General features: G+C 61.1%; 17 protein-coding genes and 8 pseudogenes. 7 read left to right on the forward strand and 18 right to left on the reverse strand.

All coding sequences use genetic code 11. The features are described from left to right. Positions 1-138: 138 nt before the first annotated feature. Positions 139-288, reverse strand: a complete 150-nt coding sequence (locus OKW35_RS48355) for a hypothetical protein (RefSeq protein WP_162633939.1) — start codon at positions 286-288, stop codon at positions 139-141. Positions 289-958: 670 nt separating this feature from the next. Between OKW35_RS48355 and OKW35_RS48360 the strand changes: the two are divergent. Next, a pseudogene (locus tag OKW35_RS48360) lies at positions 959-1,364 on the forward strand (IS6 family transposase); the annotation flags it as partial. 31 nt (positions 1,365-1,395) lie between these two features. Here the strand turns inward: OKW35_RS48360 and OKW35_RS48365 are convergent. Continuing rightward, positions 1,396-1,617, reverse strand: a pseudogene (locus tag OKW35_RS48365) (transposase); the annotation flags it as partial. Positions 1,618-1,853: 236 nt separating this feature from the next. On the opposite strand from OKW35_RS48365, the gene OKW35_RS48370 reads away from it, so the two are divergent. Beyond that, a complete protein-coding gene (locus tag OKW35_RS48370) occupies positions 1,854-3,092 on the forward strand; it encodes an IS110 family transposase (protein WP_429555831.1) in 1,239 nt (412 codons plus the stop codon). 28 nt (positions 3,093-3,120) lie between these two features. Here OKW35_RS48370 and OKW35_RS48375 read toward each other — a convergent pair. Next, a pseudogene (locus tag OKW35_RS48375) lies at positions 3,121-4,197 on the reverse strand (IS256 family transposase); the annotation flags it as partial. 71 nt (positions 4,198-4,268) lie between these two features. Between OKW35_RS48375 and OKW35_RS48380 the strand changes: the two are divergent. From OKW35_RS48380 to OKW35_RS48395, 4 genes and pseudogenes are all read left to right on the forward strand, one after another. After that, positions 4,269-4,598: pseudogene (locus tag OKW35_RS48380) on the forward strand (DDE-type integrase/transposase/recombinase); the annotation flags it as partial. Positions 4,599-5,467: 869 nt separating this feature from the next. Continuing rightward, positions 5,468-5,968 carry a hypothetical protein gene (locus OKW35_RS48385; RefSeq protein WP_429555832.1) on the forward strand — a complete coding sequence of 167 codons (501 nt, stop codon included), beginning with the start codon at positions 5,468-5,470 and terminating at the stop codon, positions 5,966-5,968. Between the two features lie 45 nt (positions 5,969-6,013). After that, positions 6,014-6,202 (forward strand): ATP-binding protein, encoded by a 189-nt coding sequence (locus OKW35_RS48390; RefSeq protein WP_429555833.1) that lies wholly within the window; start codon positions 6,014-6,016, stop codon positions 6,200-6,202. A 497-nt stretch (positions 6,203-6,699) separates the two neighbouring features. After that, positions 6,700-7,350, forward strand: coding sequence for a response regulator transcription factor (locus OKW35_RS48395; protein WP_429555834.1), 651 nt, complete (start codon positions 6,700-6,702; stop codon positions 7,348-7,350). An 82-nt stretch (positions 7,351-7,432) separates the two neighbouring features. Here OKW35_RS48395 and OKW35_RS48400 read toward each other — a convergent pair whose 3' ends face one another. From OKW35_RS48400 to OKW35_RS48420, 5 genes and pseudogenes are all read right to left on the reverse strand, one after another. Continuing rightward, a complete protein-coding gene (locus tag OKW35_RS48400; RefSeq protein ID WP_026225839.1) occupies positions 7,433-7,873 on the reverse strand; it encodes a response regulator transcription factor in 441 nt (146 codons plus the stop codon). Positions 7,874-8,059: 186 nt separating this feature from the next. Next, positions 8,060-8,305: pseudogene (locus OKW35_RS48405) on the reverse strand (ATP-binding protein); the annotation flags it as partial. A 98-nt stretch (positions 8,306-8,403) separates the two neighbouring features. Then, positions 8,404-8,844, reverse strand: a pseudogene (locus tag OKW35_RS48410) (SET domain-containing protein). Between the two features lie 183 nt (positions 8,845-9,027). Further along, positions 9,028-9,198 carry a hypothetical protein gene (locus tag OKW35_RS48415; protein ID WP_429555835.1) on the reverse strand — a complete coding sequence of 57 codons (171 nt, stop codon included), beginning with the start codon at positions 9,196-9,198 and terminating at the stop codon, positions 9,028-9,030. Positions 9,199-9,359: 161 nt separating this feature from the next. Beyond that, a complete protein-coding gene (locus OKW35_RS48420) occupies positions 9,360-9,638 on the reverse strand; it encodes an HU family DNA-binding protein (protein ID WP_018420685.1) in 279 nt (92 codons plus the stop codon). Positions 9,639-9,933: 295 nt separating this feature from the next. On the opposite strand from OKW35_RS48420, the gene OKW35_RS48425 reads away from it, so the two are divergent. Beyond that, positions 9,934-10,203 (forward strand): DUF1488 family protein, encoded by a 270-nt coding sequence (locus OKW35_RS48425; protein ID WP_018420684.1) that lies wholly within the window; start codon positions 9,934-9,936, stop codon positions 10,201-10,203. 232 nt (positions 10,204-10,435) lie between these two features. Here OKW35_RS48425 and OKW35_RS48430 read toward each other — a convergent pair. The 10 genes and pseudogenes from OKW35_RS48430 to OKW35_RS48475 all read right to left on the reverse strand — a co-directional run. Continuing rightward, positions 10,436-10,534, reverse strand: a pseudogene (locus OKW35_RS48430) (IS6 family transposase); the annotation flags it as partial. 212 nt (positions 10,535-10,746) lie between these two features. Beyond that, on the reverse strand, positions 10,747-11,190 hold the full coding sequence (gene cynS, locus OKW35_RS48435) for a cyanase (protein WP_018420682.1): 444 nt from the start codon (positions 11,188-11,190) through the stop codon (positions 10,747-10,749). Positions 11,191-11,377: 187 nt separating this feature from the next. Next, positions 11,378-11,611, reverse strand: a pseudogene (locus tag OKW35_RS48440) (IS110 family transposase); the annotation flags it as partial. A gap of 287 nt (positions 11,612-11,898) precedes the next feature. After that, a complete protein-coding gene (gene scpA, locus OKW35_RS48445) occupies positions 11,899-14,073 on the reverse strand; it encodes a methylmalonyl-CoA mutase (RefSeq protein WP_429555836.1) in 2,175 nt (724 codons plus the stop codon). Then, positions 14,070-14,903 (reverse strand): Pnap_2097 family protein, encoded by an 834-nt coding sequence (locus tag OKW35_RS48450; protein WP_429555837.1) that lies wholly within the window; start codon positions 14,901-14,903, stop codon positions 14,070-14,072. Before OKW35_RS48450 ends, scpA begins: the two co-directional genes overlap by 4 nt. 4 nt (positions 14,904-14,907) lie before the next feature. Further along, positions 14,908-16,212, reverse strand: a complete 1,305-nt coding sequence (locus OKW35_RS48455; RefSeq protein WP_429555838.1) for an MSMEG_0569 family flavin-dependent oxidoreductase — start codon at positions 16,210-16,212, stop codon at positions 14,908-14,910. Positions 16,213-16,274: 62 nt separating this feature from the next. Then, positions 16,275-16,559 carry an MSMEG_0570 family nitrogen starvation response protein gene (locus tag OKW35_RS48460; RefSeq protein WP_429555839.1) on the reverse strand — a complete coding sequence of 95 codons (285 nt, stop codon included), beginning with the start codon at positions 16,557-16,559 and terminating at the stop codon, positions 16,275-16,277. After that, positions 16,559-17,764 (reverse strand): MSMEG_0565 family glycosyltransferase, encoded by a 1,206-nt coding sequence (locus OKW35_RS48465; RefSeq protein WP_429555840.1) that lies wholly within the window; start codon positions 17,762-17,764, stop codon positions 16,559-16,561. Before OKW35_RS48465 ends, OKW35_RS48460 begins: the two co-directional genes overlap by 1 nt. Continuing rightward, positions 17,761-18,780, reverse strand: a complete 1,020-nt coding sequence (locus OKW35_RS48470) for a sll0787 family AIR synthase-like protein (protein WP_429555841.1) — start codon at positions 18,778-18,780, stop codon at positions 17,761-17,763. The genes OKW35_RS48465 and OKW35_RS48470 overlap by 4 nt, the downstream gene beginning before the upstream one ends. Further along, a complete protein-coding gene (locus OKW35_RS48475) occupies positions 18,777-19,337 on the reverse strand; it encodes an MSMEG_0567/Sll0786 family nitrogen starvation N-acetyltransferase (protein ID WP_018420674.1) in 561 nt (186 codons plus the stop codon). The genes OKW35_RS48470 and OKW35_RS48475 overlap by 4 nt, the downstream gene beginning before the upstream one ends.

A 19,337-nucleotide genomic window follows, 5' to 3' on the forward strand; every position in this document is an offset into this window, starting at 1 on the left:
TATTGGAACGGATGAGGTAGCCGCATGCGACGCCGAGCCCGGGGGCTCGCGAGCAGCCATTCGCTGCGTACGCGACGCGATGGGCTGGACTTGCCGCCCCGGTCCAATTTGGCCGTTCGGGCTACCAGGCTACGTTGTTCAAGGAACCAATCGCGCATGGCTGACGGAATGGAACGCGCCATAACGGCAGGTTGCAATCGCTTCAGCGTCGGACTGTGAAGCAGCCTGTGCGAAGGCAACCGACCACCGGCCGCAGACATCGCGATAACGGATCGAATAGATGAACATGACAATCTCCTGTGGCATCCCCGATCAACGGGGCCTTGGCGCCCTTCGTCCAGTCGGCCAGACGATAGGCGGTCGAGCGATTTGATCAGCGTTCGTTTTATGTACCGCGTAGAAGACGCTGGTCGCTACCGTCGACATCGGATCGTCTCGACGCCAGCTGGACCAGATCTCTTGCGTTCCTGCTCATCGTGACCCTCACTGGATACAGATGCGGCCAAGCTAAGGTCAACAGTCCGGCGATACAGTTCTTATCCAGACAGGGGACGAACGTGTACTCGTCGTACGCGCTGCTAAGGATATAAGCCCAGCTACGCGGAACGTCTAACATGGCTGCCACTCAAATGAAAATCGCGAATTCCATGGAATCAAGGTAGACGGACAACCAAAAGAAAACCATTGTACGAACGGTCACCGCAGCCCTCCATGGGCATAACGCGCTCATACCTTTGGATGCAGCGAGGCGTCCAGGAGCGAGGGTTCGAGTCTTGCCGGCAATGTAGCGGGAGCCGTCACAGTAAGCCGGTCATACGCAGGTATGAGACAGCCATTCGTAAGGTCGATGAATGGAGCGGCGGCGAAGTACTTCAGCGCTATGAGCGCCGAGGGTATTGTCAAGTTGAGGCCGGGGTCGACAAATATAATGGGGCATGAAGAAAGCTCCGTCTCCGTTTTGCCGTCGGCCGAGGCGCCGATTTCGTTCAAGGGCTATCGATTTCCGCCGGAAATCATCAGTTACGCGGTGTGGCTGTACTACCGGTTCCCGCTCAGCCTGCGCATGGTCGAGGAGCTGCTGGCGGCACGGGGAATCGAGCTTACGTACGAAACGGTGCGGTGCTGGCCGACGAAGTTCGGTCTTGCGATCGCGAAGCGTATCCGTTCGACAGCGCCGGGTCGCGGCGACAAGTGGCACCTAGCACTTGGATGAGGTGGTCGTGACGATCAGCGGCAGGAAGCATTGGCTGTGGCGAGCTGTCGATCAGCACGGCGCAGTGCTCGATGTGCTGGTGCAGAGCCGCCGCGACAAGGCGGCGGTCAAACGGCTGATGCGCAAGCTGCTCAGGCGCCGAGCCTGTCCGCATTTTCGTGTGCGAGGCGTTTAGAAAAATCTCATCCATGCGCGAGCGTAAAGCGCTCGCCAAACAGGATGGCAAACTGGTTCATCGCGGACTTCCAGTCAAAGGTTGCGCGTACAGACTTTGCCAGCACATTGCGTAGCGCCAGCCAGAGCAGCTTGATGGCGGCCTCATCGTTGGGGAAGTGCCCCCGGGTCTTGATGATCTTGCGCAACTGCATGTTCAGGCTCTCGATGGCGTTCGTAACCGGCATGATATGAACCGGTGCCCAGCGCGTCCCCGCCGCGAAGTTTCAGGCGTATGGTACGACCATCCGGGACAGGGGCACCGGGGGAGCACTTCGGGTGGGCAGGCCGTTGGTACACGATGAGCCGCGAGTTCGTGTTAGTAGTTGGCCGCCCTTGCGACCCGCCCGGTTGCGCTGTGAGCGCGAATCCGTAGTTGTCGTGCCGTCCCACCGGCTCCGTGTGTGTTTTCCATGGGAGAACGGCTATGCGCATTGTTGGTCTGGACGTGTCGCGATCGGTCGCCGAGATCGCGTATCTGGAAGATGGTGTACTGCGTGCCGGCGGTCGTGCCGGACTACGCCGGGTTGAACTCGAGAGATTTGCTGCCCAGCTTGGACCTGACGATCATGTCGTGCTCGAAGCGGCTGGCAATACTGCGGCGATCGTCAACGTGCTTCGGGCACATGTCGGTCAGGTCATCGTTGCTAACCCTCTGCAGGTCAGGCTGATTGCCGAAGCACGGGTCAAGACCGACAAGATCGACGCGGCAATCCTGGCCCAGCTATACGCTAGCGGCTTTCTGCCTCAGGTGTGGATGCCTGATGAGACTACGCAGGCGATGCGACGGCAGATGTCACGACGAGCGCAGATCGTACGGCAACGCACCCGCCTGAAGAACGAAGTGCATGCAGTGCTCGCCGCGCATCTGATTGAGCGCTGCCCCGCTACGGATCTGTTTGGCAGGAAGGGGCGCGCCGGGCTGGCCGATCAGCCTCTGCCGACCGATGAGCGATTGGGCGTCGAGCAACGGCTACATGAGCTGGACCGTCTTGGTGACGACCTTAAGCAGATTGAGCAGGCCCTCGCGCAGTCCGTGCTGGACGACGAGCGACTGCGCAAATTGCTGACGATCACCGGCGTAAATGCCATCGTGGCAATTGGTCTGCTGTCCGCAATTGGTGACATCGCCCGATTCCCCACCGCGGAGAAGCTGGTCAGCTATTTCGGACTCAACCCCTGCGTCTATCAGACCGGTGCGCAACCCGCCAGGCACGGCCGTATCAGCAAGCGGGGACGCTCCTATGCGCGTGCAATGCTCGTTGAAGCCGCATGGTCGGCGGCGCAGTCAGCCGGACCGCTACGCGCATTCTTCCTGCGCATCCGGGATCGGCGCGGCCAGCAGATTGCCGCTGTCGCGACAGCACGCAAGATCGCCATTATGGTGTGGTACGTCCTCACACGCAATGAGGCCTTCGCGTGGGACCGGCCGGCGCTCACCGCGCGCAAGACCCGCTCACTCGAACTGCAGGCCGGCATGCCTGCGCGCCGCGGCGGCCCGAAAGGCGGTGCAGCAGCCTACAATCTGAAGAGCGTGCGTGACCAGGAACGGGCGATGGCCGAGCAGGCCGAGCGGGCGTATCACCGGCTGTTCTCCCGCTGGAAACAGGCCCGGCCTGGCAACAAGGCCGCCTCAACGCAATGGCCGCCGAGGCAGACGTCATGAAGCTCAAAAAATATCGATCTTGAGGCTTGTCAATTTCATCCGTGGTGTAGACGACGCGGCGTATCTCTGGCGGAAACACGAAGAACGGCGTGACGTTTTCCTATGCCCGCTGCCAGGACTGCACGATGGTCGGATACTTCGTTCCCCATGGCCCTTCGGCGAACGCCTGCAGCGCCTGGCGGGCGGCCTGTTCGCTCACCGCCGCGTAGATCGGACGCAGCGCCGTGGCGACCCCCTTGCGGTCCTTGTAGCTCGCGTACTCCAGACTGTTGCGGATCAGATGCACGATACAGGTCTACACGGCCGTGCGCGGATAGGCCGTGCCAATCGCCTCGGCCAGGCCCTTCAGGCCGTCGACCACCGCAATCAGGATGTCCTGGCAGCCGCGCGTCTTCAGTTCATTGAACACCTTGAGCCAGAACTTCGCGCCCTCGGTCTGTTCGATCCACAGACCGAGCACGTCGCGCTGGCCATCGGCCTGGATGCCCAGCGCCAGATACACGGCCTTGTTGCTGACCACGCCGTCGCTGCGAATTTTTACGCGCAGCGCGTCGAAGAACACGACCGGGTACATCGGCTCGGGCGGGCGGCTTTGCCAGGCGAGCGTTTCGGCCATCACCTCGTCGGTGACCGAGCTGATGAAGTCGGGGGACACCTCGGTGCCGTAAGCTTCGGCCAGAAACGCCTGGATCTCGCGCACGCTCATGCCGCGCGCGTACATCGCGATGATGCGTTCGTCGAACCCCGTGAAACGGCGCTCGTGTTTGGGAATCAGGACCGGCTCGAAACTGCCGTTGCGATCGCGCGGCAGATCAACCCTGAGCGGGCCGTGATCGGTGATGAGCGTCTTGCCGCTGCCGCCGTTGCGCTCGTTGCTCTGGCCTTCGGGTTTGGGCTGACCCGGCGGGTAGCCCAGATGCATGTTCATCTCCGCGCCCATGGCGCGCTCGATGACGGCCTTGTTGAAAGTCAGCATCAGGTCCTGAACCTCGGTGGGTGTCATCGGTCCCTTGACCAGCTCGTCAAGCAAACCTTCCGGCAGGGCAGGCAGCGGCCCTCGGGCCGCTGCCTGAGAAGCCACGGTGCGTTTCTTCTTCATCGGCATATCCATGATCTTTTACCCCATGATATGCCTCGCCCACGAAATGACGGATAGGTCCCAGGCGCCACGGCTGCCCACGCGTGATCGTCACGGACAAGCTGCGCAGCTACGCGGCGGCGAACAACGAACTGGGCCTGAACGTGGGGCATCGGCAGCACAAAGGACTGAACAACCGGGCGGAGAATTCGCACCAGCCCACGCGCATGCGCGAGAAGGTGATGTGGCGCTTCAAGTCGGCGCGCCATCTACAACGATTCACGTCGGTCCATGCTCAGGTGAGCAACCTGTTCATGCACTGCCGCTACAACGCGAACGCGCAACAGAAACGGCAGGCCCGCAAGCAGGCGTTCAAGGCGTGGGAAACCGTAACGGACAATCTGATGCTGGATCGCATTGCCGCATAAATTAGTGATCCGTATGTTAAGCGCTGTCACAAGCGCGCCCTTCAACAAGTTGACAATACCACCGCACTATCCCAGATCCCGCGTCACTGCTCTGAAGGAAGCGCTGCTCCATTCGCGAATCGCTATCGACGATAGTCGCACCGTATCGCTGCTTACCCCTCTGCAAACTTTGCATGACGTGTTTGGCGTATGGGATTGGGAGCGTCGCCTTAAATCAATCGCAATTGAATTTGACTTGTCCGATCGGGTCTTGACGATTGCCGCATGACATCGCTCGTAGTTAGCTATCCTGAGAGGCTCGCTGTGGTGAACCACTGCATGCCCGGCCACACCGAGTCTCTTTCGGCAGCCCCAAAAATAGCCCCTAAATAGCGTTCCGCCGTGCGGCAGGCGCTCGCGTAGACGGTTGTTCAACTCGCGCCCAGGTGGTTCAGCCCCACCGCAGAGTTGGACCAGCGCGTGGCCGAGCGCGCAGCGCAACTTCATCGGGGCTGAGCACGACGGGCAGCGTGCGGGCAGGCGCACCGGGTGCATCCTTACAGACTATCCGTTCGGGGCGGTCGAGCGCGACTTCGAAAAGGAATTTCGGTCCCGCGATTGCGGCATTCAGTGATAGAGGCGAGGTGCCGTGATCGACCAGATGCTGGTAGCGCCGCAGGTCCTCGGTGGTGGACAAACATGCGTTGGAGCTTCGGGGGGACGTTTGCGTGTGAGGAGGTCCATGATTGGCTCCTCTGGGAAAACGAGGCGGATTACCTCATGCGCCGACATACGGAATTGCGTTGCCGGCCTTTCACTGATCTGCAACGCCTGACCGTAGTTTCTACCGGGCGAGCGGTTCCAGTTCTGGACACGCATCGCCCGTTCGGTTGGCGCGATGCGTTCTTCCGGCTTCAGACGTTATTCAGCGCTGGCGAATAGAAGAAGCGTTCAAGCGCCTCAAGCACCGCTCGAACCTCGAGCATGTTTCGGGGCTGTCGCAACACGCCGTGGTACAAGATCTCGCCGCCAAGGTGCTGTGCGACAACTTGCAGGCCTTGACCACCCTGACGGCCCACGCCTGCCATGAATTGCCGCCCGGCCGACGCATTAACCGCGCTTACGTGCATTCCGTGCTCAAGCCTCTACTGCCATACCTGTTGCTCGGCATCGCCGCGGCGACCTCGCTGGCGGACGCCCTGGCCCTCGTCGCACGCCATACCTTCCGTCATCGACCAGGGAATCTCAAAGCAACGGAAACCCCGCTCGAAACCCCACAGATCCATGACGCAAAAGCCTTGCTGAAAGATCTCCATTTCTTAACTTGGATGGATTGGGGCTCAGGTGGACGGTTGAGTTTTGCGACTGTTTTCTGTCTGGAAACGGCGTAGGAAGGTCATGACATATCCGACCATGTTCCTTGCCCCTATACGGGCGTGGGGCTGCGCCACGGAGAGCTGGAACACCTTTTTGAATCGTTTTATACGACGAAAACGGGAGGCATAGGCATGGGCCTTGCCATCTGCAGGTCCATTGCCGAGACTCATGGCGGGTGCATCGACGCAGGCGCCGAACAAGCCTGGCAGTGCGGTGTTTCGCTTCGCCATCCCTGTCGAACCGCATGAGTGTCCGCGTGCAGCAGCTCAGCGCGCCTAAGACCGCAGGTTTAAAGCCCGCGGCGGCAGGGGCGGTTTGCGGCGGCGTTTGTGCTGCCGGGCATGCAGCGGCCAACAGCAGTTGTTTTCCGGTATCTCCTGCTTTGTGCTGCCCCCCGCGGCGAGCGGGGCCGGGGTGACTGCGTTTGCCAAGGCGCGTAGAGGTAAATCTGCAGCACGCCTCTGGCATCGACGGCATAGTCAGCGCCGAAAAGAGGGTGTATCGCTCGCCCCATGCCGCGGTTCATGTTCTAGCCGCTTTGTGCGACGCATTGCAGACGTAGATGCAAGGGTAGCGGGCCGCTTGGGCGGCGGCAAACCTACATTCGGACATCTACCCTACTCTCGTCTTACCGTGTCATACTTGGAACCCGTCTTATCGGCGCAAAACGGCGGGGACGCGTCTCTGTCAAGCGGCGAAAATGTCTCATCAGTCCGCCGCATCGTGGCGTGTTGAGGACTCGTTTATGGCTACCGATCGGCATGTACCGTCGTCCGCGGGTGGAATCCGCGGCTCGACAGTCTTTGTCGTCGACGACGAAGAGTCCATCCGCCTCGCGCTGTGCGACCTACTGGAGTCGGCCGGGTATTCCGTCGAGACGTTCTGTTCGGTGCAGGAATTCGTGACGTTTCGCAAACCCGCCGGCCCAAGCTGTCTCATCCTCGATGTCAGGCTCAAAGGCGAAAGCGGGCTGGCGTTCCAGCAGGCGATGGCACGCGAGGGACTGCAAATGCCGGTTCTCTTCATGACGGGGCACGGCGACATCGAAATGTCGGTGCGAGCGATGAGAGCTGGTGCATTCCATTTTTTTCCGAAGCCGTTTCGTGACCAGGATATGCTCGACGCGATTTCCGAGGCAATTTCGAAAGACTCGCAACGCATCGAAAAGGAACACAGCCTCGCGGCTGTACGCGCCGCGTACGCCTCGCTGACGCCGCGCGAACGCGAGATCCTGGCGCTGGTGGTCAGCGGAATGCTCAACAAGCAGATCGCCGCGCAACTCAACCTGAGCGAAGTCACGGTGAAAATCCATCGCGGCCAGTTGATGAAGAAAATGGACGCGCGGTCACTCCCGGATCTCGTTTTCAAGGCCGCCGCACTCGAAATTGGGCGGTAACAAAGAAAGCCGCGCCCTTAGGCATGCGCCAGCCGCCATTGACGGAAAGAGGTCCGCAAAACGCTGTTTTGTGCGCCCCTGCCTAAATCCCGACGTTGCCGAGTGCTCGTTTCAGGAGCGCCGCGTCCACGGGCTTGTCGAGCAGCGTGATGGCTGTGCTGGACTGCACCTGCACTCGCAGCGCGTCGCTGGGAAACGCGCTCACGAAGATCGTCGGCGGCGCGGCGCCCAGTGCGACAAGACGGTCAAGTAACTCCAATCCTGACATGCCGGGCATGCGGACGTCGGAAAGCAGGACTCCGTTTTCGGTGCGAAGGTGCGACGCCCGCGCCGCCAGGTAGTCCGAAGGCAGCGAGTAAGTTTCGGTCGAATAGCCGAGCGATTGCACCAGGCTTTCGAGCGCCAGGCGGGATGATTCGTCGTCGTCGACAATCCAGACGATCCCGGAAACGGAAGCCCGCGGCTGTCGTTGCGAGGGGCTTCGGGAGGACATAAGGTCGCTTGCCAATGATTGCTTATTCAAGCTAGACCCTGGAGCGTCGACTTGTCCATCATACCGACGTATGTCTGACTATCCCTTCCGGAATGATGAGACGCAATGCGTCGGCCCCGCATCCAGACTTGCCGGGCGCGCCATTGCCCAAGATTTCATCGAACGAACGCCGTCCAAGGAACCTTGAGTACGCCTCTCGTGGCAAATCTGCCGCCATGCAAGGAAGCGCACGCGCTCTGCGAGGTTACCTTCGCGCTCGGCCTTCACCATCGACGCGACGATCTCGGCAAGCGTACCGAAGTAGACACTCTTACCGGCACGAACGGCCTCAACGCCAAGCGCTATGCACAGGTGTGATTTGCCGGTTCCGGGCGGACCGAGGAAATGCACGGCCTGACCTCGTTCGATGAAGTCGAGTTGTGCCAGCGCCATGATGCGATCCCGATCGAGACCCGGCTGGAAGCGCAATTTCGGGTTGACAGAATTATTGCGTTCTACGGCTTCGTTGCGTGACCGCTTTCCCGAACCTCGCTGTTTACTGACTACCTTCGACACCCTGTTCACCCCGCGTCCCCCAGCATCGACTGACGACAATCCAATGCGGCGCACCGGCACGCGTACTGCGCGCGAACCCCTTCATCGAGCGGATCGTCAGTCGCCAGCAGATATTAAATAAACAGTTCTTCGCCGACGTCGATCGGCCGCAGCGTCTGGATGAAGATGCGACTGCCGTCTTCGATGGTCTCGCAGTTGGGGGCACACGCATGGTTCAGCCATCGCGCGCTAGTGCCGCCACGGCTGCCGTCAATCACGCGTCCATCGGACAGCCCAAAGAGGAACGTATGTCCAGAGACGCCTTCCCGCCGGTGACGACGCACGGCCTCGCGCCAGCGTGTAATTTCGCCCTTGTACTCGAGCGCGCGCTCGCCTGCCGCGAGGGCGCGCATCGCGAAAACACCCCTGCCATGAACTGAAGACTGCCGGACAATCACGCGCCGCATACCGTTTCCCTATTGATATCCGCGCAAGTATAAAGCGGCAAATTTCCGCATCCACTGCGATGTGATGTGTGAATCACCGTCAGGCCCGCGACCTTGGTCTTCGCGTAGAAACTGGAGCGTTCAGGTTCAACCGAGCAGGAAGTTGAAAGACGAGGTCAGACTTTGCAGCAGAGACGTCTGAAATCAGAATAGCTGCGCGCCAAGCTCGCGCAGGCTGTCCCATTTGACGGTGCTGACGAAGGTCCAGCCTGTGGTGTCGAGCGATTCGATCATAGCGCGCTGAATCCGCGCTTCGGCGACAACCCGCACGATGCGCGCCTGGTAGCGCAGCAGCGCCCCGGTGCGCCACGGCATTTTCGCCGCTCATGCTACCAGGTCGACGGCGACCGATCCAGGCGGCTGGCCGCGCGTTGCCCGTCTCAACGATAGTCGCCGGTAGCAACAACAGCCTTTGTGCAGACGGCAAGCCCTCTGGCATTGCCGCCTCCGGCGACACAGGCAACGTGATCCTGCTGTCAGGCGCCGTTCACCGCATCCTTGAACGCCTTGCCGGCCGTGAACTTCACGGTTTTCGCGGCGGCGATCTGGATTTCGGCGCCGGTTGCCGGATTGCGGCCCACGCGCGCGGCGCGCGCGCCTGTCGAAAACGAACCGAAACCGATCAATTGCACGGTCTCACCTTCCGTGATCGCCGCCGTCACGGTGCCGATGAAGGCGTCGATCATTTCCGCCGTTGCCGTCTTGCTGTCACCCGTCGCTGCAGCGACGGCGTCGACCAGTTCCTGCTTGTTCATGAGTCATTCCTCGTTGTGGTTGTTGATCGCGCCACCCTACCGCATCGGCGCGCGTTTGCGCAATCGCCGCTGGTAACTGGATCCGGTCCGCCGCGCCACGCCCATCGCCGCGTGACGTCGAAGCGCGATGCTTCCCGCGCCGGCGGCAGGCGCCGCAGCCGCGCCTGAAAGTTCTTGCTTATTATCAGGGCCGCATCATTCCAATGGCGATAACTGACAGCCGTCCCATATTCAGATTGCATCGCCTGTGCAAAAATGCTCTTAACGCTCCCTGAAGCGTCACCCCTGACCGCCTATGGAACTCCTCGACCTTGAACCGCAAGTGCTCGCGAATCGCCGCGGAGTGGCCTTCGGCCTCCCCCATCAGAACAGCACGGTTGGATGCGTCATCACCATCCGGGCGCTGGAAGCCTGCTTCTGGCTTGAACCGCAGGCCAGCGACGCGCGGATCCTGAAGACATTTCGTGACGGTTACAGCCGCATCCGGGCCATCGCCGAACGGAAGCTGCTCGCCCATCCGACCACAACGCTTGAACTGACACCGACCGACTTCGTGCGTCGCTGATCACCAGACGGCAGGCGAATGCGCACGCGACGCGGTGCTCAGGTGGCGCCCAGATTCGCGCTTCGTGCGCGGGCGGGAGAAGAAGGAGCGGCGCAGCCTCGCTGCGGCGCCCGACGCCCCGCCATGTTGCTGGCTGCACAGCGAAGTCGCGCAAATCGGCGAGACCGCATCGCTGCGCACTTCCTTTCTAATGGTGCACGGTGCACGGTGCACGGTGCACGGTGCACGGGGCCCTGGCCGGTAACTGAAAGCGGAAATACCAACGCACGGCGCAACTGATAACGCCAGCGGGAAAACGATGACCGTGATAAAGCGATTTTGATTTCTTCATCGCACCATCTTACGAACGTGACAATGCCCAACAATGAGCAGTTCCTGAAACGCGCATACGCCAGTCGCCCGGTCGAACAGGAGGGACGGTTATCCGCGCCAGTGCGGCAGGTTCTGCCGGCGCCGCAGCGTTGGGCGGCGCGGATCGACGAGCTGCTTCGCGATCGCAAGCGGCGCGCCGGGCGTGTCGCTTGCCCTGGCCGGATGACGCTATCAGTACGACTTGTAGGGCAGGAATTTGCCGCTGAGCACCACCTGGACCCGGTCGCCATTCGCATTCGGCTCGCGCTGGATATCCATCGAAAAGTCGATCGCGCTCATGATGCCGTCGCCGAACTCCTCGTGGATCAACTCCTTGATCGTGGTGCCGTACACATTGACGATCTCGTACCAGCGATAGATCAGCGGGTCGGTCGGCACCGCGTTCGGCAGCGAACCTTTGTACGGGACGATTTGCAGCCACGCGGTTTCTTCGTCGGTGAGGTCGAACAGTTCGCGGGCGACCCCCGCCTGTTTCGCATCGAGCGTCATCTGACCGAGCAGCGCGGCGGTCGTCCACTCCTTGCTCTTGCCGATCTTCGCGGCGATCTCGGCCCACGTCAGCTTGCCGGCAACCTTCGCGGCGACGATTTTCTTCGTGACTTCATTTCGATCCATGATTGAGTTCCTTTTGAAGAGCCCGGCAATACCGGTTGAGAGAGGTGCAGTGATAGTAATAGTAATCTTGGTTGAGATAACATCCACCCGGAGCCCCGAGCCACGAAGTCGCCAGCAAGCTGCTGTATCTGGCCTTGCGCAACATTGAAAAGGATTGGAAGATGCCGCCTATCACCTGGCGGCAAGTTTCCGGTGCCATCAGCTTTACCGTGTGGCCGTACTGCTGGAACATTTGCGCCCAGTGATGTGCACCCGAGCAGGCTTCCATGCCAATGAGACAAGCCGGTAACTGGGCAATCAGCGTGACCAGTTGATCGCGTGAGACACGTGGCCTGATCAATACCGCCTTGCCAGCTTCATCCACTCCGTGAACCGCAAAGACGTTCTTGGCAAGATCGATTCGGATGGCGACAATGGACATGGACTTCCCCTCCTGTCGTGTTGATGAAGGTCGACACTTCATCATGGCACGTTGATGCCGATTCGCGGCTTGCGCCGCAGCCTCGGGACGGGGAAGTCCCTTTCATTCGACACAACCTTTCCGCAGCGTGCTAGACCGTCCATGCCGCAGCCGAGAAATTGTTCCGTGAAGAAAACTGCTACTGGGCGACAGGTTATCTAGGTCCCTCAACCTGACAGAGGCCGATGAGTTCCCTCGCGGTGGACTGCAGCCGGGGCATCCGCCGACGCGATCGTCAGTCGCGCATTTCATTCACGGCCCATCCGCTCGGCCGCGTCAGCGCATAAAGAGAAAGCACACTCGCCGTCATGGCACACATCGGCCTCCATCGCGCTTGCCTCTCGGACCGTTCTCTCAGCAACGCAACGCTTTGCGCTCAAGTCACACAAGAAGCGAACGATCGTATCGATAGGTGTTCCTGGACCAAAAATCGCCGCTACCCCGTGGTCGAATAGCTGCTGATGATGGGCGTGCGCCACGATGCCACCGACTACGACGGGAATGCTGAGTCCCCTTGAGGCAAGTTCGGTGAGTAGTTGCGGCACGACCGTCAGGTGCGCCCCCGCCATCGTCGATATGCCCAGAACTTCGCCTTCGCATTGCACCGTCCGCTCGACGATCTCCGAGACTGATTCAAAAAATTGCCCTTCCCTCACGTCGAAACCGGCATCCGACAACGCGCCCGCTACGATCTTCATGCCGCGATCATGACCGTCCTGCCCGATTTTCGCGATCAGAATGCGTGGGCGTCTACCCAACTCCCCGCTCAGCGCCTGCACATCGTTACACGCGCGAACCCACTCAGGATCGTTGCCTCTCTCGTTGCCATAGTGTCCTGTGCTATTCGTGCGCGGTGGCATGTAACGCGGCCATACCGCTTCGAGCGCGCGCGTGCATTCGCCGACGGTCGCCCGCAAGCGAATACATTCGACCGTCGCCGCCAGTAGATTCCCTTGCCCGTCGCGTGCCGTCTGGGCGAACCTCGCAAGACTTGCAGCCACGTCCCGATCATTCCTCTGGGCGCGCACCGCCTGGATCCGAAGTGCTTGCAGCTGACGCACGTGCCGGTTATCGACCTCGAAACACTCGGGGGCGACGTCCGACGATTCATCGCGAAAGCAATTTTCTCCGACAATCCGCGTGCCGCCCGAATCGATCCGCGCCTGCGTTTTCGCCGCACATGCGCGGATCCGCTGCTGTACCCAGCCGGAATGAATCGCCGCGAGCACACCGCCGTGCGCGTCCATTTCGGCCATCGCGGCCTCGGTTTTCGCAACGATATCCGCAGTCAGCGACTCCATCATGTATGAGCCGGCCCACGGATCCACGACATCGCACAAGCCCATCTCGTGTTGCAGGATCAATTGGGTGTCGCGCGCCAGCCGCGACGACGCCGCCGACGGCAGTGCGAGCGCCTCGTCATACGCGTTGGTGTGCAAGGATTGCGTACCGCCGAATACCGCCGCCATCGCCTCGACCGCTGTACGGACGATGTTGTTTTGCGGGCGATGCGCGCTGAGCGACCATCCCGAAGTCTGACAATGCATCCGCAGCGCTAGCGCTTTTGTCGAGCGCGCGCCCAACCCGGCTGCAATGCGTGACCAGACGATGCGCGCCGCCCGCAGCTTCGCAACCTCTACGAAGAAGTCCGTGCCGACACCGAAAAAGAAACTGAGTTGAGCACACACGTCGTCGGGTGTGCGACCGCGCCGGGATAGCGTCGACACATATTCGCGCGCATTGGCGAATGTCAGCGCCAATTCGAGAACGGCATCTGCACCGGCTTCCTGGAAGTGATAGCCGGACACCGATAACGCATTGAAACGCGGCATCCGTGCAGCGAGATAATCGGCGACATCGGCAACGATCCGCATCGAAGGTTCGGGCGCATAAATCCACGTGTTGCGGACCATGTACTCCTTCAGGATGTCGTTCTGGATCGTACCGCTAAGTGCGTCGGCACTGACGCCGCTCTCCTGCGCCGCGACGATGAACGCGGCAAGCACCGGAAGCACGGCGCCATTCATGGTCATCGACACCGACACGCGATCGAGCGGAATGCCTGCGAACAGCCGCGCCATGTCTTCGACGGTGTCGATTGCAACGCCCGCCATACCGACATCGGCAAGCGCCTCTGCATCGGTCGAATCGTAGCCGCGTTGAGTCGGCAGATCGAACGCAACCGACAGGCCTTGCGCGCCGTCCTGCAACGCTGCACGAAACGCCCGATTCGAATCCGCGGCGTCCGCGTAGCCCGTGTATTGACGAATCGTCCACGGCTTGTGCGTGTACATCGACGGGGAAGGTCCGCGCACAAACGGCACATTGCCGGGCAAGCTGTCGAGGTGGTCTATACTTGAGATATCAGCGGAGGTGTAAAGCTGCCGGAGCGGCACGGTACGTGGCTTCTCCCGTGGGCTCATCCTCTCCTCCAGCGCTTCTTCGTCAAGACATCCGCAATCTTCTGACCGTCGCTCAGACGCTTCACTTCGCACCAGTGAGCCAAGTCATCGGAATCGACCGAACGTGCAACGAAAGTCACTTCAAGCGCATCGCCGACATTGATATTGCCGTGATAGAACACGTCGCGACTGACCGTAACGGGCGGTTTGGGAAAGCGATACGTTTGCCACTCGGCGCGGTCGACAAACGAAGCGAAACTAGCGAAATAGAGAAAGTCGGCACCATTGAAATCGTTATTGGGGCAAGGCAAAAACTCGACCGCCTCGGGAAGCTCCAAAGTACTCATCCTCGCACTCGTCTCATAACGGCGTCCGCCTTTACGAAAGCGCTTGCCCGCCTCGGTCATCTCAACCGCTTCGTCTGGCACAGACTTGATGTCACCTGCCAGTTCTTTGAATGCCGCGCGTACCACGGAGCGGTTGTTGCCCGCTTCGGTGCGATTGACGAAGGTCGACATCATCGACAGCGTCGCCACGGTTTGCTGAGCATCAACGATCCGGTGCCGGCTGAAGTGACGCACCGGACCGACGCGACATAGTTCTGTGTCAATGCTGAAGTCATCGTTTTCGTCGATACCGTCAAGCGATTGCGCACGCAAGCTGAGCGCGGTAAACGCGGCATAGGATCGCACTCCATCGTCGGCGATGAACTCAGGCACCGCGCGGCCCGTGTCCACTGCTAACGCTTCCCAATGACGGTGTCCGCACTCCTTTAGCAGCCAGCTTTCGGACAAGCCGGTCAGGCTCAATTGCGGCATACCGGCGCGGTATCGTGCTGAAGACCGCTGCATCGGCTTATGCAGCGAGCGCTGCCGCGCTCGCTGAGCCGACTGCCGCCCCGCGCGCAGCACAAATCGCATCAACAATATGTTGCGCATCGCGAGCGATGCCCGAGAAGCGCCCGGAACCCCACGTATGCAGCCACGGCAGGCCAACGAAATAAAGCCCAGGCAGGGCAGTGATGCCACGCGAATGCGCCGGATAGCCGCGTCCGTTGAACACGGGCGCGTCGAGCCACGCAAAGTCCGGCGTAAAGCCAATACACCAGATCACCGACGTGATGCCGCTCGCCGCGAGATCGAGCGTCGTGCGCTCGCTGTGCGGTCGCCATACAGGTTCGTAACGTGTGCCGGCGGGCGCGTCGATGCCATTCCTTTCGATGTAGCCGTCGATGCTCGCGTTGATGCGGTTATACGTATCGTCCGCGTCGTCGAGATTCGCGCCAAGGTTCGGTGTAAAGCGCAACTGCCCGTCGCGCAGATCTTCGAGACGGCCGTACAGTTCCATGCCCTCGGCGGCGAACTTCCGCAGATCGATATCACGCCCGCCGTCACGACCGGTTACGTAGTGATTGGTGTTGTCACGAACGCCTTCGCGTAATGGATGCTGCTCGACCGGCATATCGTAGTAGCGCATGTCGGCCAGCCAGTCCACCACATCGCGTCCGCGATAGAATCGCGCGCAACGGGGCGCCTCACCCACCGCGAGCACCACTTTCTTTCCGGCGAGATGCAGGTCTTCCGCGATCTGCGCACCCGACTGTCCCGAGCCGACGACCAGCACCGCTCCATCCGGCAACGCCTGCGGATTGCGGTATTCGGACGACTGAAGCTGCACGATGCCAGCGGGCAGACGCTCTGCCATGCGCGGCACGATCGGTGTGTGATAGCCGCCCGACGCGACCACCACATGATCCGCCGTAAACGCGCCCGCCGACGCATTCACTGCATAGCGGCCATCGATTCCACGCGTCACGCGTTGCACGGCCGTGTGTTGGAGCACGGGGGCATCGAGCTTCGCAACGAACCTGTCAAGGTACGCGATGATCTCGTCCTTCTTCATGAAGCCGTGCGGATCGTCGCCTTCATACGGATGCCCCGGCAACGCGCATTGCCAGTTCGGCGTGACGAGACAGAATGCATCCCAGCGCTGGTTGCGCCAGGTATGCGTGACGGTGTTCTTTTCGAACACCAGATGATCGATACCGGCTTGCTTCAGGTAATAGCTGATCGACAATCCTGCCTGACCGCCGCCGATGACCAGCACGCTGTAATGGCCGCTTTCGGAGATTAGTTGCTGCGGGATTGCTGTGCTTGACATGACGTGCTCCTCCAGGAAAATGTCGATGATTGATTGAGCGGTTGAGCGAACGGGACGCAACGTCAGCCGAGCGCGAGCACGGTCACCGTGGCATCCGGCTGCGCAGCGAAGCGCGCGGCGTGCGCTTCGATTTGCGCGAGCTGATCCATTGCGGAAGAACAGGCGAAGCCGAATTTCTCGCGTACCCGTTCTGAGCCGATATGGAGCGCTTCGCGCGAGCGCCGCAGAAAATCGTCGACGGGATAGCGCGTGCCCGGCGTGAAAAAGTCGCTGACGACGGTCGACGGCGAATAGCAGTTCGCTTCGGTGCCGTCGGGCCATTGAATGCGGAAGTGCATGACTGGCATCACAGGTCCTCGGTGGTGTTGCACGGCTGCTTCGCAAGCCAGTGCTGGTAGATGTCGAGATGACGGCGCGCGCTCGTCAGCCAGCTGAACCGGCCGAGCAATGCCGGCACCGCATAAACGAAGTCGGTTGCGTCGGGTCGATCCAGCACATCGCACAATGCGCATGCAATCGATGCGGCGTCGTACGGATCGGCCCAATGGCACAGAGAGTCGTTGAGGTATTCGGCGAACGGCGCGATGCGTGAGACGACTACCGGCTTGCCCGATGCCAACGCTTCCAGCACGACGAGGCCAAAGCCTTCGCGCAGCGACACCATCGCGACCGCATCAGAGCAACGGAATAGCGCGGGAATGAGCGCATCGTCGATCGGCCCTGTCACGAGAACCGGTTCCCCCTCACCGACCGCGAGACCCAGCTTCGCCGCACGCGCGAAAAATTCACGCGTGTACGCGTGGTGATCGAGCAGACTCGCGCCGCCTGCGATCACGAGCTGCGCATTGGGGTGCGTCGCCCGCAGTTGTGCAAACGCGTCGAGCAGCATCATCGTATTCTTGCGCGCCTCGATACCGCCGACCGCCAGCACGACCGGCGCACCGACGATGCCGAGCTTCCCGCGCAACGCCGCTGATTCACCAGGCGTCGCGGCGCTCGCGCTAAAGCGCTGTACATCCACGCCGTTTGGCACCGTTAGAGCGTCGACGTGATAGACGTCGCGCATCTGACGGGTCCACGTGTCGCTCACGCAAAGCACGGTGTCCGCATCGCGCCACGCTCGCGTTTGCCACTGCGCGAGCTTTGGGTCCGTGAAGTGGTCGAGATGATGGACCGTGCGCACGAAGCCGTGAATCGCGCCCCCTTCCTTCAGTTCGGCCAGTGCGTTGCCGCTGATGCTGTCCTGCGCGTGCAGCACTTCAAATGCGTCTGCTTGGTGCTCGCGATGCGTTCGCATGAAGGCGCGTTTCAACGCTTGAATCCGCGCACCGACCATGTCGACGGTATTCGTTGCCGGTTCAGTCACCGGCGCGAGCACGACATTGCATGGAGATTCACGAAACATCACGTCACCGTCGGCGGCCGGCGCGAAAATCGTCACGTGATGGCCGTGCAGATGGAGTGCCTGTGCCAGTTCAAGTGTATGCACGACGCCGCCGCGCGGATTGACCGAATGCGTGAACAGCGCTATGCGCAACGACGCGCCGTTCATGATGCGGGGTCTCTGGCCGGGGCTGCGGTGCCGGCGCCGATGAATGCGCCATCGCAGAAGTCCCACAATAACGCAGACTCATCGCCCTGTTGAAGCACGACTTCGTGCGAAACATCGACGATGCCGATTTCCGCGCACGCGAGAGAACGGGCGGCAAAGCGCGCGACCACCTGCTCGACGTGCGCCTCGCGTACCGACAGCAAGAATCCGTAGCTCGGAAACGCGCTGAGCCAGCGCTCGAAATCGACGCCATCCGGACGCGGAATCGCATCGAGGTCGATGCGCGCGCCGACCTTCGAGCATTCGAGCAACATCAGCGCGGTGCCGAGCGTACCCGCCATGCTGATGTCCTTAGCTGCATCGCACAGACCGTCTTCCGCGAGTGAAGGCAACAGTTCCAGGTCAGCGCGCAAGCGTTCGGCGGGCGAGCCGACCGACGCATTCCAGAAAGGATGCGGATCTTCAAAACGCCCTCGCAGATCGACCGCCATCAGCAGACGATCGCCAGGACGGGCATGAAAGCTCGACAATAAAGCCTGCGCACGGCCAACGATCGACACCGCAAGTTGCGACGTCGCGCTGCGCGTATTCGTATGTCCACCAACCACCGGCACGCGATACGCGACCGATGCCGCCGCCATGCCCGCCAGTACCTGATCGGCCGAATCGATGCCGTCGCTCCACAACGCGTCGACGACTGCGAGCGGACGGCCGCCCATCGCGTAGATATCGCTGACGTTGACCATCACGCTGCTGTAGCCCGCAAACCATGGCATTGCCGCGACAAAGTCCGCGACCATGCCTTCGATTGCAAAGAGCAGGTAGCCGTCGCCATCGCGAATCGCCGCGCAATCGTCGCCGACGCCCACCGCCTGCGCGAGGTCGTCGGTGCCGCGCGGCAAGCGGCTCGCCAGTGACGCGACCACGCCCGCGATATCCGTCTTGTGCTGAAAGCCACGGCTTGCGCGCAATCGTTCGACGAGGCGCTGCACGTCAATCGCGTTCGCACCGCTCATGACGCTCTCCGATACGGCACCACGAAACCGCTCTCGGGCGTCGCGCACGGCGGATACGCGTCGAGTTGCGCCTGCATCAGGTGATGCGAACGCCCGAACAACGTCTCTTGCTGGATCGTGTCCCAGCGCAACCGCTTGAATAGCGGCACGTTCTGGCTCTGCACGTGCGCAAAAAAACTCTCACATCCGAGTGCATGCGCACTGCTCACTGCCAGCCGGATCAGTGAGGAGCCGATCTTGCCGTACGAGCGGAACGCCGCATGGACGGCCAACCGCGAACCGACCCACACGCCAGGCTCGCTCTCGTGAATGCGCACGGTGCCCACCACCTGTTCCGGCATGCCGGCGACACAACTCAACGCGACGAGCAGATGCGCATGCGTGTCGATCTCGTCGCGATCGTCGCCGATGAAAATGCCCTGCTCGACGCAGAACACCGCACGGCGCAGCTTGTACGCTTCGTCCGCTTCCCAGGGCAGCGTTGTCCACTTGATGCGAAACTCGCTCGGCGTATAGGCGGCATCGACCGTCAACGTATCGGTTGCGTCGCAGAACAT

The organism is Paraburkholderia sp. MM5477-R1, from assembly GCF_050436385.1.
GTDB classification, from domain to species: Bacteria; Pseudomonadota; Gammaproteobacteria; order Burkholderiales; family Burkholderiaceae; genus Paraburkholderia; species Paraburkholderia tuberum.

What these genes read in the sequence shown, in the direction of transcription:
- OKW35_RS48425 (WP_018420684.1), top strand. Translation starts at nt 9,934, where the DNA reads ATGGAACTCCTCGACCTTGAACCGCAAGTGCTCGCGAATCGCCGCGGA.
- OKW35_RS48475 (WP_018420674.1), bottom strand. Translation starts at nt 19,337, where the DNA reads ATGTTCTGCGACGCAACCGATACGTTGACGGTCGATGCCGCCTATACG.
- scpA (WP_429555836.1), bottom strand. Translation starts at nt 14,073, where the DNA reads ATGAGCCCACGGGAGAAGCCACGTACCGTGCCGCTCCGGCAGCTTTAC.
- OKW35_RS48450 (WP_429555837.1), bottom strand. Translation starts at nt 14,903, where the DNA reads ATGCAGCGGTCTTCAGCACGATACCGCGCCGGTATGCCGCAATTGAGC.
- OKW35_RS48460 (WP_429555839.1), bottom strand. Translation starts at nt 16,559, where the DNA reads ATGCCAGTCATGCACTTCCGCATTCAATGGCCCGACGGCACCGAAGCG.
- OKW35_RS48420 (WP_018420685.1), bottom strand. Translation starts at nt 9,638, where the DNA reads ATGAACAAGCAGGAACTGGTCGACGCCGTCGCTGCAGCGACGGGTGAC.
- OKW35_RS48465 (WP_429555840.1), bottom strand. Translation starts at nt 17,764, where the DNA reads ATGAACGGCGCGTCGTTGCGCATAGCGCTGTTCACGCATTCGGTCAAT.
- OKW35_RS48470 (WP_429555841.1), bottom strand. Translation starts at nt 18,780, where the DNA reads ATGAGCGGTGCGAACGCGATTGACGTGCAGCGCCTCGTCGAACGATTG.
- OKW35_RS48415 (WP_429555835.1), bottom strand. Translation starts at nt 9,198, where the DNA reads ATGCCGTGGCGCACCGGGGCGCTGCTGCGCTACCAGGCGCGCATCGTG.
- OKW35_RS48455 (WP_429555838.1), bottom strand. Translation starts at nt 16,212, where the DNA reads ATGTCAAGCACAGCAATCCCGCAGCAACTAATCTCCGAAAGCGGCCAT.
- OKW35_RS48395 (WP_429555834.1), top strand. Translation starts at nt 6,700, where the DNA reads ATGGCTACCGATCGGCATGTACCGTCGTCCGCGGGTGGAATCCGCGGC.
- cynS (WP_018420682.1), bottom strand. Translation starts at nt 11,190, where the DNA reads ATGGATCGAAATGAAGTCACGAAGAAAATCGTCGCCGCGAAGGTTGCC.
- OKW35_RS48355 (WP_162633939.1), bottom strand. Translation starts at nt 288, where the DNA reads ATGTTCATCTATTCGATCCGTTATCGCGATGTCTGCGGCCGGTGGTCG.
- OKW35_RS48370 (WP_429555831.1), top strand. Translation starts at nt 1,854, where the DNA reads ATGCGCATTGTTGGTCTGGACGTGTCGCGATCGGTCGCCGAGATCGCG.